The organism is Hydrogenophaga sp. GW101-3F08 (assembly GCF_059424585.1).
On record NZ_JBWKZP010000007.1, the window covers coordinates 140,319 to 154,443 of the forward strand.

Sequence of the window (14,125 nt, forward strand, 5' to 3'; positions counted from 1 at the left end):
CGCCACATCGTGGCACAGCCGGCCCCGATCCGCCAGGGGGTTTCAGGCCCCGGGGATGGCGGCCAGCGCGCTCAGGAAGCGTTGGCGCCACCAGTGCACGTCGTGCTCGCGGATGTTCTGCAGCAGCGCCTGGTGGCGGCGCTGGCGTTCATCCAGCGGCATCTGCAGCGCGCGCTGGATGGTCTCCGCGGTGCGCGTGGTGTCGTAGGGGTTGACCAGCAGGGCATCGCGCATCTGCTCGGCAGCGCCGGCGAAGCGCGAGAGCACCAGCACGCCGGGGTCGTCCGGGTCCTGCGCGGCGATGAACTCCTTGGCCACCAGGTTCATGCCGTCGCGCAGCGGCGTGACCAGGGCCACGCTGGCCGCGCGGTACAGGCCGGGCAGGCGCTTGCGCGCCACACTGCGGTGGATGTAGCGCACCGGCATCCAGTCGAGTTCGCCGAAGTTGCCGTTGATGGCACCACACAGGCTCTCGAGCTCCTGGCGCAACGCGGCGTAGGCGTCGACCGACTCGCGGCTGGGCGCGGCGATCTGGATCAGCGTGGCGCTGCCCAGGTTTTCCGGGTAGTTCTGCAGCAGCTGGCGAAACGCCTTGAGCCGCTGTGGCAGGCCCTTGGAATAGTCCATGCGCTCCACGCCGAGCAGCAGGCGGCGGCGCGAATACTCGTCGCGGATCTGGGCGTACATGTCCTGCGCTTCGCGGGCCTGGCCCAGCGCGATGAACTCGTCCACGTCGATGCCGATCGGGAAGGACTGCACCTGCAGGGTCTTGCCGAAGGCTCGGAACTCGTGTTCGCCCAGGATGTCGGCCGAGGTTTCGGTGCCGACGTAGCGCGAGAAGTGGGACACGTCCGCGTCGCTCTGGAAGCCGACCAGGTCGTAGGCGAAGAGCGAGCGCATCAGCCAGTCGTGTTCGGGCACCGCGGCCAGGATCAGCGGCGGTGGCAGGGGAATGTGCAGGAAGAAGCCCATGCGCTGCTGGCAGCCCATGTTGCGCAGTTCGGCCGCCAGCGGGATCAGGTGGTAATCGTGCACCCAGATCACGTCGTCGGGCCGCAGCAGGGCCGCGAGCTTGTGCGCGAACATCTGGTTGACGCGCCGGTAGCCGCCGATGAAGCCGGCGTCGAAGTCGGCCAGGTCGAGCCGGTAGTGGAACACCGGCCAGAGCACGCCGTTGCTGTAGCCCAGGTAGTAGCTGTCGTGGTCCTCGCGACTCAGGTCCACCGTGACCAGCTGCACGTTGCCGGCGGTCTGGCGGTGCAGGTCGCCTTCGCCCGGAGTGCCGTTCTCCACCACCTTGCCGCTCCAGCCGAACCACAGCCCGCCCGAGACTTCCAGCGCCTGCCCCAGCGCCACCGCCAGCCCGCCCGACGCGGTCTTGCGCGGATCGGCGATGCGGTTGGAGACGACGACGAGACGGCTCATGAGTGATGACCCGCAACGATGGCAGCAGCGCCAGCCCAGAACACCGCGGAACCGGCTTTGCCGGGCCGCAGGTGTTGCCCCTCGGGGGGTAAGCACCGCAGGCGCTGCGGGGGGGGCCTCATATCACGGTGTCCCAGGCCGCCGAGAGGCGCACGGCCGCGTTGATGATGCCCACCATGGAATAGGTCTGCGGGTAGTTGCCCCACATCTCGCCGGTGGTGGCGTGGGTGTCTTCGGAGAGGATGCCCAGCGGGTTGCGCGCCTTGAGCATGGTCTCAAAAATAGCGCGCGCTTCTTCCACGCGGCCGATGCGCGCAAGCGCGTCGATGCGCCAGAAGGTGCAGATGTTGAACGCGGTCTCGGGCTTGCCGAAATCGTCGGCCGCCTCGTAGCGCCGCATGTAAGGGCCGTCGCACAGGTGTTTCTCCAGCGCTTCGAGGGTGGCGACGAAGCGTGGGTCCATCGGGTCGATGAAGCCGACCTCGGCCATCAGCAGCACGCTGGCGTCGAGGTCGCGTCCGCCGAAGCTCTCGGCAAAGGCCTGGCGCTCCTCGCTCCACGATTCGCGCAGGATGCGCGCGCGCATGCCTTCGGCGTGTTTCTGCCAGTAGGCGGCGCGCTCGGCCTGCTGCAGGGTGTGCGCGATCTTGGACAGCCGGTCGCAGGCGGCCCAGCACATCAGCGCCGAGGAGGTGTGCACACGGGCCCGCGTGCGCAGCTCCCACATGCCGGCGTCGGGCTGGTCGAAGATGCGCACCGCCTTTTCGCCGACCGTTTCCAGCCGCTCGAACTCGGCCAGGCCCGCCGGGTTGAGCAGGCGCCGGTCGTGAAACGCCTGGGCCGCACCGAGCACGATGTTTCCGTACACGTCGTGCTGGAAGTGCTCGAACGCCTGGTTGCCCACGCGCACCGGGCCCATGCCGCGGTAGCCCGGGAGCCGTTCGCTGATGCGCTCGGTCAGCTCGCGCTCCATCCCGATGCCGAACAGCGGCTGCACGTGGCCGCCGTTGGCGCCCACCACCACGTTGGACAGCCAGCGCAGGTAGTCTTCCATGGTGCCGACCTCGGACAGACTGTTGAGCGCGCGCACCACGAAGAACGCGTCGCGCAGCCAGCAGTAGCGGTAGTCCCAGTTGCGTTGCGTGCCCGGGGCCTCCGGGATGCTGGTGGTCATGGCCGCGACGATGGCGCCGGTGTCCTCGAACATCGAGAGCTTGAGCGTGATGGCGGCGCGGATCACCGCGTCCTGCCATTCCAGCGGCAGCGCCAGGCGCTGGCTCCAGCCGAGCCAGTAGGACACGGTTTCCTGCTCGAAGTGCCGCGCGGTGTCGCCGATGCCGCCTTCCAGGGTCTCGTCGGGGCCGAGCAGGAAGTTGAGTTCGCGCGTGAGCAGGAACGGCTGGCGACTCAGCACGTGGGAGATGGAGGCGTCGGTGTGCAGCCGCAGCGTCTGCTCCTCGCCCACGTAGCGGATGTGGTTGCTGCCCGAGGTGATGACGGGCTCCTGGGCGCCCCAATTGAAGCGCGGCGCCAGGCTCACCCGGATGCGGGGCGCGCCCTTGAGCGGGCGCACGCGGCGCACCAGCATGGTGGGCCGGAAATAGCGCCCGCGCGAGAGGAAGCGGGGCGCGAAGTCGGTGATGGCGATGCCCTGGCCGTCGCGGTCCCAGAGCTCGGTGACCAGCACCGCGGTGTTGGGCTCGTAGCGCTGGCGCGCCTCGGCCAGGTGCTCCAGTTCGATGGCAAACGCCCCGGCGGGCGCTTCGCCGCCGAGCAGCGCGTGGAACACGGGGTCGCCGTCGAAACGCGGCAGGCAGCTCCAGACCACGCGCCCGTGGGGGTCGATCAGGGCGCTGAAGGCGCAGTTGCCCACCACGCCCAGCGAGAGGGAGGACGGGGCGGGGGCTGCGAAGCCGTCGCCGTTGGGTGGGGGCGTTGGGGTGTTGGTGCTCATGGGGTGGCTAGAGGGTTTCGGCGGTGTCGGACAACCAGCGCTGCAGGGCCTGCGGGTGGGCGATGCGGTGCAGGGCGCAAGTATCACCGCTGCCCACCTTGATGCCCGCGCCACCCAGCCGCTGGACCGCGTCGAAACCGGGTTCGTCGGTCACGTCGTCGCCCGCGAACAGGGGCAGCCGGCCGGCAAACGGCGGCTCGGCCATGAAAGCGGTAATGGCCAGGCCCTTGCCGACGCTGGCGGACTTGACCTCCACCACGGCCTTGCCGCGCAGCAGCTGCAGGCCCGGGTCGTGCCGGATCGCCGCGCTCATGGCGGCGGTGCATTCGGCCTCCAGATGCGGTGCGGCCCGGAAGTGCAGGGCCAGGGCGGTGAGCTTGTGTTCCACCAGCAGGCCCGAGTGGCGCGCCGCCAGGGCCTGCGCCACGGCCAGCGCGGGGCCGAGCTCGGGGCTGCGTGCCCGCGTGGTGGCGCCCGAGGCGGAACGGCGCACCGCGCCGTGCTCGAAGGCCGCGGGCAGGTGCAGCGGGGCGATCAGGGGTTCGATGTCGGCCTGGGCGCGCCCGGTCACCAGCGCCAGCGCGCCATCGAGCCGCTCGCGCAGCCGCTCCAGCAGGCTCAGCAGCTCGCGGGTGACCACCACCGCGTCGGGGCGGGGGGCCAGTTCGGCGAGCGTGCCGTCGAAATCGAGAAACAGGGCCGACCGGGTGGTCAGCAGCATGGGCAAGGTGTTGATCACCCGCCGACCGTAACAGACCCGGGTGGGGTGTGACAAATGTCGCGCATTTCCCCCCGTCGGTGTGCGGGACTGGCGCCGGACTTGACGTTGCGGTGATCCGCTGTTCAGGTCGGGGCGGCGCCGTCCGTGTGGTCGTTCGCGGCGGCCACCGCCGCCACCCGCGCCTGGTGGATCAGGGCACCGACCTGCGGACCCGAAAGCCCCAGCGACTGGGCGTGGGCGGCGATGGCCGGGGTGCTCACCGCGCGGGCCGCGGCCAGGGCCGTGAGCAGCCATTCCCGCTGCGGGTAGGCGTCGTCGAAGTGGCCCAGGCGCCCGCGTGCATCGCATTCGCAGGCCAGCACGATGTCCTCGAAGCGCGCCGGTTTGCGGAACGCGTCGCAGCGCTCCAGCAGGCGCACCCGGGCCGCGGCGCCCAGGGCCAGGCTGCGGTGCAGGTGGCCATGTTCGCGGGCCACCACGTCGGCCAGCTCCCGGCACTCCACCGGCACGCGCAGGCGCTCGCACACGTCCTTGAGCAACTCCGCGCTGCGCGATTCGTGGTCGATGTGGCGCGGCAACACGTCGGCCGGCGTCGTGCCCTTGCCCAGGTCGTGGCACAGGCAGGCAAAACGCACCGGCAGCGAAGCGCCCAGGCGCGCGCTCATGTCCAGCACCATCATCAGGTGCACGCCGGTGTCGATCTCGGGGTGGTAGTCGGCGCGCTGCGGCACGCCCCAGAGCCGTTCCACCTCGGGCAGCAGGCGCTGCAGCGCACCGCATGCGCGCAGCACCTCGAACATGCGGCTGGGCCGCTGTTCCATGAGGCCGCGCGCGAGCTCCTGCCAGACGCGTTCGGCCACCAGGTGGTCCACCTCGCCGTGCTCCACCATCTGGCGCATCAGGGCGAGGGTTTCGGGCGCCACGGAAAAGTCGGGGAAGCGGGCCGCGAAACGCGCCAGCCGCAGGATGCGCACCGGGTCCTCGGCGAAGGAATGGGTCACGTGGCGCAGCACGCGGTCGCGCAGGTCCTGCTGGCCACCGTAGGGGTCGATCAGGCGGGCGCGGGTCGGGTCGTCGGCCTCGGCCTGGGTCACCGCCATGGCGTTGATGGTGAGGTCGCGCCGCGCCAGGTCGTCCTCGAGCGTGACGCCCGGTTCGGTGTGGAAGGCGAAGCCGCGGTAGCCCGGCGCGGTCTTGCGCTCGGTGCGGGCGAGCGCGTATTCCTCGCGCGTCTGCGGGTGCAGGAACACCGGGAAGTCGCGCCCCACGGGCAGGAAGCCCTGTTGCACCATGGCCTCGGGCGTGGCGCCGACCACGACCCAGTCGCGGTCCACGTGGGACGGCCCGGATGCGGCGTTTTCGGGGCTCATCAGGGCGTCGCGCACCGCGCCGCCAACAAGGTAGATCTCCATGGCGCCAAGTGTAGGGCGCCGACGGGCGCGGTGATGCTCAGGCGAACACGGGTCTGAAGAAGCTGCGTTCGTAGCTGAGGATGCAGCGTGTTTCCTCGGCGTAGCGGAACGCGGCCTGGCAGTCCGGGTCTTCGAAGGAGCGGGCGCGGTAGCTTTCGTAGAGGGCCAGGCTGGGGAAGCTGAACAGGGCCAGCGCCACGTTGTTCGCGCCCTCCGAGGGCAGGAAATAGCCATGGTGCTGCCCGCCGAATTTTTCGACGAGCGGAATCCAGAGCTTGCCGTAGTGCTCGAATTCCTTGAGCTTGGTGGGGTCGATGATGTAGCGCAGGTAGCAGGTGATCATGGTGGGTGTCCGCCCGGGCCTTCGGTGGCCGGGGGTGAGGTTCTTCAGGCGTTGAGGGAAAGTTGCTGCGTCCGGGTCAGGCGTGCCGTGCCGCCGGCCCACAGGCGTTGAATGCCCGCGGAGCCGATTTCCAGCGACACGTCGATCAGGCTGGGGGACGGGTGGGGCATGAGGCGGCCCTGTTCCAGCACGAAGCGGGTTTGGGCCATGCCCAGCCGGTCGTGCAGCCAGCAGGCCAGCGGCCCGGCGGCCATGCCGGTGGCCGCTTCTTCGTCGATGCCATAGCGCGGCGCGAACATGCGCGCCGCCGCGTGGCGACCCGGCAGGTCGGGCTGCAGGCAGAACACATACAACCCGATCAGGTCATGGGCATCGCTGAGGTGGTGAATCCGCTCCAGTTGGGGCTGGATGGCGGCCAGGCGCTCACGGCTGCGCACGCCCACCACCAGGAAGGCGTTGCCCGTGTGCACCACCGCGGGCGGCGGCCCGGCGATCAGGTCGTCGGCCTGCAGTTGCAGGGCGTCCAGCACCTGCTGCAACTGGGCGTCCGTGGCCAGCTCGGTGTAAGTGGGCGCGTTTTGTTCCATGGCCACGCGCGCGCCCTCGATGAGGATGGCGCGCTGGCCGTCGATCGTTTCTTTGCTGTGCACCCCGTCGCGCAACTGCCCCAGGTGCTGCATCAGCCAGAAGGCGGCGATGGTGGCGTGGCCGCAGTGGGGGATCTGTCGGGTCGGGGTGAAGAATTCCAGCCGACGCGAAGCGCTCGCCGATGCGCTGACGAAAACGGTCTCGGACAACCCCAGGCGCGCGGCGAGCGCCTGGCGCTGGTCGGCGCCGAGCCCGTCGGCGGCCAGCACGACCCCGGCGGGGTTGCCCCCGATGGCCGACCCGGCCTGGTCATCGGCGAAGGCGTTGACGGTGTGAACGGTGACATCCATGGTCATTCCTTTTGGCCCGATGACCGCTCAGCGCCCCAGGCGGTAGGGCTCTTCGAAATCCAGGAAGTCGTGTTCGGCCAGCGCGCCGTCGATCCAGGCCTTCACCCCCGGGAGCGCGGACACACGGTCCACATAGGCCTGCAGGTCGGCGGGCAGGGGCAGGCCATAGGTCTTGATGCGCATGCACACCGGCGCGAAGTAAGCGTCGGCGATGCTGAAATCACCGAACAGCAGGGCACCTTCGGGTTGCGCCGCCAGCAGCTCGCCCCACAGGCCGCACAGCCGCGCCACGTCGGCGCGCACGCCGGCCTGGTCGCGCCAGATCAGCCGGCCGGTGTCGGGCAGCGAGGCTTCGATGTTCATCGGGCAGTGGCTGCGCAGCGAGCCAAAACCGCTGTGCATTTCGGCGCAGACGCTGCGCGCCCGGGCGCGCGCTTTCGGGTCCGTCGGCCAGAGCCGCTGGTCGGGAAACCGCTCGGCCAGGTACTCGGCAATCGCCAGCGTGTCCCACACCGCGAAGCCATCGTCCACCAGCACCGGCACCTTGCCCACCGGGTTGACGCCGCGCAGGCCCTTCTTGAACGCCGAGTCCGCCGCGAACGAGTCGAAGCGCACCATGACTTCTTCGAACGGAATGCCGGCCTGGGTCATCAGCACCCAGGGGCGCATGGACCAGGACGAATAGTTTTTGTTGCCGATGTAGAGCTGCAATGCCATGGGGAAAATCTCCTTGTGAGGACGCCCATGCTAAGCCCTGGCCGGCACCGCATTGATGCCAAAAAACCGCGGAATTGATTCGAGCGAAACGGTCACTGATCAGCGATGCAGCAACCAGAGGCGCAGGGATATGGGCGACCCCCGGCGCGAAGTGCCCTATCCCAGAACGCCGCGGAACCGGCTTTGCCGGGCCGCCAGCGTTGCCCCCTGGGGGGTAGCGCGAAGCGCTGCGGGGGGAGCCCCTTATGCGTACTTTTCAAGAATCCGCGTCGAGCGCTCCACCTCGCGGAAGGTGTCCACCTCGGAGTTCGACGTCGAGACCGCCTCCATCACCGAGCAGGCCATCATGCGGTAGAAGGCCTTGTCCATGGCCTTGCGCGCGGCCGACATCTGCTGGGCCACGTCTTCGCAGGAGCGGCCTTTTTCCACCATGTCGATCAGCCCCCGCACCTGGCCCTCGATGCGTTTGAGGCGGTTGATCACGTCGCGTTCGTGCTCCGAGCGGTAGGCAGCGGCCGTGGGCGCCGGTGGGGTGGGGCTGGACGGGGATTTCGCTGGAGTGGCTGCCATGGTGGTGATCCTGTGAATGGAGACTGGCCCCGAGTTTGCCAAAAAACGGGCGTGCGCGTCCGCTGGTGTTCCCTGATGCGAATGGTCTTGATATTTACCCTACCCCCTAGGGTAGTCACCGATGGCGTCAGCAAGGGCCTTCGATATCGTCCGATGCGCAGTGATTTGAGAAATATCAAGTCACGCATTTCTTCCACCCCATCGCGACACGAGGACAGCACCATGCACATCTGCAAGCGTTTCTCCATTGGCCTGGCCCTGGCGGCCACCCTGTTGGCCACCACCGGCTGCGGCACTCTCTCCACCCTTGGCAAACTCGAAGACGGCGCGGGTGGGGAAGCCTCGCGCATGTGGGACCGCTGGGTGGACGGCCAGGGCGACATCGCCGTGGCCACCACCTGGGAGCGCAAGGTCAAGGACGGTGTGAGCGCCAAGGATGTGGAGGAAATCTTCAAGCTCGTGGCCGTGGAGCGCAACATGCGCGAGGTGGGTGTGCTGCCGCTGTCCAAGGAACTCGAAGCCCGCTCGGGCAAGAAGGAAAAGCTGCTCACGGTCTATTCCTACTGCAGCCCGGGCACCGCCCGCAGGATGGTGGACTTCAGCCCGCACATGGCCGCCTACCTGCCCTGCCGCATCAGCGTGGTGGAGCACGACGACGGCAGCCTGTGGCTCTACACCCTGAACATGGACATGATGGTCAAGATGGGCCGCAAGCTGCCCTCGCCGCTGAAGGAAGAAGCCTGGGCGGTGCGCGAGACCATCTGGCAGATGATGGAGCGCGCCTCCAAGGGAGAGTTCTGACCCTGGCAACCCCGAACAAAAAAACCGCCAGCGATCACAACCCCCACCCGAGGAGACACAACAATGACATTCCAGATCAGCGCCCTGCGCGCCGCCACCCTGATCGCGCTGGGCTCGACCGCGCTGTCAGTCCACGCCACCGACGGCTATTTCTCGCACGGCTACGGCATCAAGGCCAAGGGCATGGGTGGCGCGGCCACCGCCCTGGCGCAGGACGGCTTCGCCGGAGCCAACAACCCGGCCGCCGCGGCCTTCGCGGGCAACCGCTTCGAGGCCGGCGTGGACCTGTTCATGCCCGACCGTGAGATGTCGCGCAGCGGCACCGGCGGCATGCTCGACACCCGGGTGCGCAGCGACAAGCGCGCCTTCCTGATTCCCGAGCTGGGCTACAACCAGAGCCTGTCGCCCAACCTGGCCGCGGGCGTCACGGTGTACGGCAACGGGGGCATGAACACCAGCTACCCAGGGGGCCAGCTCAACTGTGGCCAGGGGCCGGCCAACGCGCTGTGTGGTTCGGGCCAGCTGGGCGTGGACCTGATCCAGCTGGTGGTGGCGCCCACGGTGGCCTACCAGCTCAACGAGCGCCACAGCGTGGGCGTGTCACCGCTGCTGGTGTTCCAGATGTTCAAGGCCTATGGCCTCGAAGGGTTTGGTGGTATGTCGGTGGACGCGGCCCACCTCACAGGCAGCGGCTATTCCAACAGCACCGGCCTGGGGCTGCGGCTGGGCTATCTGGGCAAACTCTCCGACCGGGTGAGCATCGGCGCGTCCTACGCGCCCAAGGTTCACATGAGCCGCTTCAAGGCATACGCGGGCCTGTTCGCCGACGGCGGCGACTTCGACATCCCGGAAAACGCCAGCGTCGGCATCGCCGTGCGGGCCACGCCCGACGTTCTGCTGGCGGCCGATTACCAGCACATCGGCTACGGCGGCGTGCCAGCGATCGGCAACGCCGCCACCGCCGGCCCGCTGGGCGGCAGCCCGGGCGGCGGTTTCGGCTGGAAGAACATCGGCGTCGTGAAGCTGGGCATGCAGTGGCAGCTGAGTCCCGCCGTCACGCTGCGCGCGGGCTACAACCGCAGCGAGAACCCGGTCACCTCGGCCAACATCACGCCCAACGTGCTGGCCCCGGGGGTGATGAAGTCGCACTTCACGCTGGGCGCCACCCACGCGCTGTCACCCCGTTCGGAGCTGACCTGGTCGTTCATGCACGCGCCGCGCGTGTCGGTGAGCGGGCCCTCGCTGCTGGCCGGCACCGAGACGGTGAGCATGCGCCAGAACGCCATCGCCATCCAGTGGGGCTCCCGATTTTGAGCACCCCTCCGGCGGGGTGATAGACCGGAAACGGATCAATCGGAGGGGCACCGCCAGACGCGGTCTCTCCGGTGCGAAATGCCTGCGCCTAGGGCACCGCCGGGCCGGCTTTGCCGGACGGCCAGTGCCGCCCCCTTGAGGGGGTCGCGCGAAGCGCGGCGGGGGTGTTCCATCCTACCCGCGCCGCAGCTTGAGCAGGCGCCTGCGGCCGCTGTACGCGCTCAGGTAGGTGGGCGCCACCGCCGCCACGGACGTGGGCCGGATGCCCAGATCGGCCAGGCCGGGCAGCCGACCCGTGGCCACGTTGTCGACCCGCATGGCGTCCAGGTTGTCGCGGCTCATCAGCGGCTCGCCCGGCGCCAGTTCCATCATCAGCGCCTGCAGCCGCCCCAGAGCCATGGGCAGCGGGACGATGGGCCGCCGGTGGCCGCTGAGGCGCCCGGCCAGGCGCACCAGCTCGGCCAGCGTGAGCACCTCGGGCCCCGCGCACTCGTAGGTCTGGCCCACGCTGCCCCGGCCCGGGCCGGTGCCCAGGGCGCAGGCCACCACGGCGCTGGCCACGTCTTCCACCCACACCGGCTGGAAGCGCGCGCCCGCGCCGGCCAGCGGCATCACCGGAAACACCGCCTGCAGCCGGGCGAACAGGTTGAGGAAGCGGTCGCCCTCGCCAAAGATCACGCTGGGGCGCAACACGGTCAGGTCCAGCCCGGCTTCTCGCAGCACCTGCTCGCCGCGCGCCTTGCTGCGCTGGTAGCGCGACGGCGCGTCCAGGCCCACGCCCAGCGCGCTCACGTGCACCACACGGCGCACGCCGGTGGCCGCGCAGGCGCGGGCCAGTTTGGCCGGCAACGCCACGTGGGTGCGCTCAAACGCCGCCTCGCTGCCGTGCAGGATGGCCACCAGATTGATCACCGCATCGTGCCCGGGCAGCAGCCGGGCCAGCTGTGCCTCGTCGTGCACGTCGGCTTCGATCACGGTCAGCCGCGGCAGGTGCTGCACGGCGCTGGCGTTGACGGCGCGCCGCGTGGGCACCGTGACGCAGCCGTCCTCGCGTTGCAGCTTCTCGCACACGTGGCGCCCCACGAAGCCGGTGCCGCCCAGAACGAGGATGTTTTTCATGGAAGGGCCATTGATGGGGTCGGGGGTGGTCAGGGCAGTTCGCGGTTGACCGCGGTGGGGTCGGCGCGCGGCCCCACCGTGCCCAGCCGAGCGCGCAGCGACTGCGGCTGGCCACTCAGGATGGCGGCGTAGTTGGTGGTGTTGGCCAGCACGCGCTTGACGTAGTCGCGCGTTTCGTCGAACGGGATGTTCTCGGCCCAGATGTCGCCGGGCAGCACCGGCCCGTTGCGCCAGGCGCGGGGGCGCCCGGGGCCGGCGTTGTAGGCGGCGGCGGCCATGGGCAGCGAGCCCTCGAAGTCGTCCAGCGCGAACTTCAGGTAGGCCGTTCCGATGGCGATGTTGGTGTCGCGCTCGCCGATCTGGTGCGGCCGGAAATCGGTCAGGCCGATCTTGCGCGCGGTCCAGCGCGCCGTGGCCGGCATCACCTGCATCAGGCCCGCAGCGCCCACGCCGGAGCGCGCGTCCATCACGAAGCGGCTTTCCTGCCGGATCAGACCGTAGACATAGGCCGGGTCCAGGCCGATCTCGTTGGCGCGCTTGACCACGGTGCCGCGGTACGGCATGGGAAAACGCTGCGCATGGTCCTGGGCCAAGGGTGTGCGCTCGCTGGTGTTGATGCAGCGGTCCCACAAGTCGTTCTGGCAGGCCAGCTGGGCGGCGGCGAGCAGTTCGCGTTCGTTCATGCCGCCTGGCGTGTGCAGGCTCACGGTGTAGTTCCACTCGCGCACGCCTTCGGCGCGCAGTCCCAGGCGGATCGCGGCGAGCGCGCGCTGCAGGCCGGGGTTGCGCTCGGCGGCCCGCAGCTCCTGCGGCTGCGGGGGTTCGGGCGCGGGCGGCACCGTCACCAGGCGGCCCAGTTCCTCCAGCGCCAACTGCTCGTAAAAACCGCGCGACGAGGCTATGGCGCTGTACAGCTCGCGCGAGCGCGCCGTGGCGGCCAGCGCGTCGGGTTCCTTGAGCGCCTGCGTGGCGCGGGCGCGCCAGTACACCCACACCGGTTCGCGCTGCTGCGTCTCGTCCATCGCGGCGATGGCGTCGCGCACATGGCCCCAGGCCCCGGCGCGCAAGGCGGCGCGCGCCATCCAGGCCAGGTGATCGCCGTGCATGAAGCGCGTCTGCCCGTTGGCGAAGTGCGTCAGCGCGTTGTCGTGCAGTTTTTGCGCCGCGCGTTTGCCGATCACGCCCCAGAGCCAGCCGCGCTCTTCCTGCGTGAGCTGGGCCTTCCAGCGCGTGCGCTCCATCTCCAGCGCCGCGAGCGCGGGTTCCTTGTCGGCCAGGCGGATGATGGCCAGCGTCACCAGCTCCTTGGTGCGCGGGCGGATCGCGGTGATCTTCTCGTCCAGGTACTTCGCGGGGTCGCTGGCGATGGCGCTGACGGTGGCCACCCAGTCGGGGTCGAGCATCGCCACCGCTTGTTCGGCCGCGCGTGGGCGGTTGGCCTCCATCGCCAGCCGGGCACGTTGCCAGGCCACCTCGGGCGCAAGGTGGCCGCTGTTGAGCAGGGCCTGCGCGGCGGTGGCGCAACCGGTGTCGGCGTCGCGCTGGCCCAGCCAGAGGCGCTGCACCTGGGCGGCCACCACGTCGGCGGGCGTGCGCCGGTCCACGGCGTCGAGCATCAGGGCGTAACAACGCAGCTCGCGGTCGTCGTTCATGCGGTAGTGGGGCAGCTCACTGGCCAGGGTGGCCCAGTCGCGCCGCTGGCCCAGTTGCAGCAGCCAGTCGTTGCGCAGGCGGTCTTCCCAGTAGGTGCCGGGGTGGCGCTCCAGGGTGGCGCGCACCTCCTGGGCGCTGGCGGTCTCCAGCCGGGCCTTCATTTCCCAGTAGCTGGCCAGGGGTTCGAGCACGTGGCCGCGCACCCGCGGCAGCAAGGCGCTGAGCTGCGCGCTGTTGTTGCGGCGAAACGCTTCGCGCATCTCGATCAGCGCGGCGTCGGCACTGGCTTGCGCCCAGGCAGCGCCCGGGAGCACGAGCGCGGCCATAATGGCCACGAGCCCTCGTTTCATTCTTTCCTGTTGCAGGCTTACCCGTTTCATTGGTTGATTATGGACAACAAAAACGCTCAGAGTTCCGCTTCCGGCGGGGCGGGTGGATCAACGGCGGCGGTGCAGAAGACCGCCTGGCGCAAGGACCTGATCGACAAGCGTCTTTCGCTGGCCGACCGGGCCCTGCGCAACGACCTGCTCCAGCGCGTCATGCGCGTGTGGCTGATCGAGCGGCCCGACGCCATCATTGGCGCCTACTGGCCCATCAAGGGCGAGTTCGATCCGCTGCCGGCGCTGTTCCGCTGGCAGGAAGCGGGGCTGGAGGAAGACGCCCAGGGCGCCCAGAAGCACCGGCGCATCGGCCTGCCGGTGGTCAACAAGGTGGACAAGACGCTCACCTTCTACACCTGGTATCCGGGTTGCCCGATGGAGGAAGACGCCTACGGCATTCCCAAGCCCAAGGACACCGAGATCATCGAACCTACGCTGATCTTCGTGCCTTGCGTGGGCTACGGGCCGGGGGGCTTCCGGCTGGGCTACGGCGGCGGCTTCTACGACCGCACCCTGGCCAGCCTGCAACCCAAGCCCTTTACCGTCGGCCTGGGTTACGACTTCGCCTACGTGCCCGACCTGAAGGCCGAGATCCACGACGTGCCGCTGGACACCATCCTGTCGGACACCGGGGTGATGTGGCCGGAGCGGTGAGGCACCCCCTGCGCCGCTGACGCGGCTTCCCCCTCTCTCGCCTGCGGCGGGAGGGGGACGCTCCCTGTGGCCCGGCAAAGCCGGTTCCACGGGAGCCCTGGGACCAGGCACCTGCTTCGGTTGG

Annotated in this window: 13 protein-coding genes; 3 read left to right on the top strand and 10 right to left on the bottom strand. The window is 69.5% G+C overall.

Translation table 11 applies throughout. The features are described 5' to 3' along the window. Nucleotides 1-42: 42 nt before the first annotated feature. From otsA to AC07YZ_RS17890, 8 genes are all read right to left on the bottom strand, one after another. Nucleotides 43-1,425, bottom strand: a complete 1,383-nt coding sequence (gene otsA / locus AC07YZ_RS17855; RefSeq protein WP_226494574.1) for an alpha,alpha-trehalose-phosphate synthase (UDP-forming) — start codon at nucleotides 1,423-1,425, stop codon at nucleotides 43-45. Nucleotides 1,426-1,543: 118 nt separating this feature from the next. After that, nucleotides 1,544-3,379, bottom strand: coding sequence for a glycoside hydrolase family 15 protein (locus AC07YZ_RS17860; RefSeq protein ID WP_494795707.1), 1,836 nt, complete (start codon nucleotides 3,377-3,379; stop codon nucleotides 1,544-1,546). A gap of 7 nt (nucleotides 3,380-3,386) precedes the next feature. After that, entirely contained in the window at nucleotides 3,387-4,154 is a 768-nt protein-coding gene (gene otsB / locus AC07YZ_RS17865) for a trehalose-phosphatase (protein WP_494795708.1), read from the bottom strand. A gap of 68 nt (nucleotides 4,155-4,222) precedes the next feature. Further along, complete coding sequence (locus AC07YZ_RS17870; RefSeq protein ID WP_494795709.1) at nucleotides 4,223-5,512, bottom strand: multifunctional CCA addition/repair protein; 1,290 nt, start codon at nucleotides 5,510-5,512, stop codon at nucleotides 4,223-4,225. Between the two features lie 37 nt (nucleotides 5,513-5,549). Continuing rightward, the gene (locus tag AC07YZ_RS17875) at nucleotides 5,550-5,855 is read right to left on the bottom strand and encodes an NIPSNAP family protein (RefSeq protein ID WP_226494570.1); all 306 of its coding nucleotides are present in this window, start codon (nucleotides 5,853-5,855) and stop codon (nucleotides 5,550-5,552) included. A 44-nt stretch (nucleotides 5,856-5,899) separates the two neighbouring features. Next, nucleotides 5,900-6,793 (bottom strand): PhzF family phenazine biosynthesis protein, encoded by an 894-nt coding sequence (locus tag AC07YZ_RS17880; protein ID WP_494795710.1) that lies wholly within the window; start codon nucleotides 6,791-6,793, stop codon nucleotides 5,900-5,902. Nucleotides 6,794-6,820: 27 nt separating this feature from the next. Continuing rightward, the gene (locus AC07YZ_RS17885; protein ID WP_494795711.1) at nucleotides 6,821-7,510 is read right to left on the bottom strand and encodes a glutathione S-transferase family protein; all 690 of its coding nucleotides are present in this window, start codon (nucleotides 7,508-7,510) and stop codon (nucleotides 6,821-6,823) included. Between the two features lie 243 nt (nucleotides 7,511-7,753). Beyond that, nucleotides 7,754-8,080, bottom strand: a complete 327-nt coding sequence (locus AC07YZ_RS17890) for a metal-sensitive transcriptional regulator (RefSeq protein WP_068171315.1) — start codon at nucleotides 8,078-8,080, stop codon at nucleotides 7,754-7,756. Nucleotides 8,081-8,302: 222 nt separating this feature from the next. On the opposite strand from AC07YZ_RS17890, the gene AC07YZ_RS17895 reads away from it, so the two are divergent. Together AC07YZ_RS17895 and AC07YZ_RS17900 are read left to right on the top strand one after the other, a co-directional pair. Next, nucleotides 8,303-8,881, top strand: a complete 579-nt coding sequence (locus AC07YZ_RS17895; protein ID WP_226494567.1) for a DUF302 domain-containing protein — start codon at nucleotides 8,303-8,305, stop codon at nucleotides 8,879-8,881. Between the two features lie 63 nt (nucleotides 8,882-8,944). Then, nucleotides 8,945-10,195: an OmpP1/FadL family transporter gene (locus AC07YZ_RS17900; RefSeq protein ID WP_494795712.1), complete on the top strand. Its 1,251-nt coding sequence runs from the start codon at nucleotides 8,945-8,947 to the stop codon at nucleotides 10,193-10,195. A 174-nt stretch (nucleotides 10,196-10,369) separates the two neighbouring features. On the opposite strand, the gene AC07YZ_RS17905 is transcribed toward AC07YZ_RS17900, so the two are convergent. Together AC07YZ_RS17905 and AC07YZ_RS17910 are read right to left on the bottom strand one after the other, a co-directional pair. Then, the gene (locus tag AC07YZ_RS17905; protein ID WP_494795713.1) at nucleotides 10,370-11,314 is read right to left on the bottom strand and encodes a complex I NDUFA9 subunit family protein; all 945 of its coding nucleotides are present in this window, start codon (nucleotides 11,312-11,314) and stop codon (nucleotides 10,370-10,372) included. A 29-nt stretch (nucleotides 11,315-11,343) separates the two neighbouring features. Next, nucleotides 11,344-13,317 (bottom strand): lytic transglycosylase domain-containing protein, encoded by a 1,974-nt coding sequence (locus AC07YZ_RS17910; protein WP_494795714.1) that lies wholly within the window; start codon nucleotides 13,315-13,317, stop codon nucleotides 11,344-11,346. Between the two features lie 99 nt (nucleotides 13,318-13,416). Here AC07YZ_RS17910 and AC07YZ_RS17915 point away from each other — a divergent pair, with 99 nt between their 5' ends. Beyond that, nucleotides 13,417-14,001 (top strand): 5-formyltetrahydrofolate cyclo-ligase, encoded by a 585-nt coding sequence (locus tag AC07YZ_RS17915; RefSeq protein WP_226494563.1) that lies wholly within the window; start codon nucleotides 13,417-13,419, stop codon nucleotides 13,999-14,001. The last annotated feature ends 124 nt before the right edge of the window (nucleotides 14,002-14,125 follow it).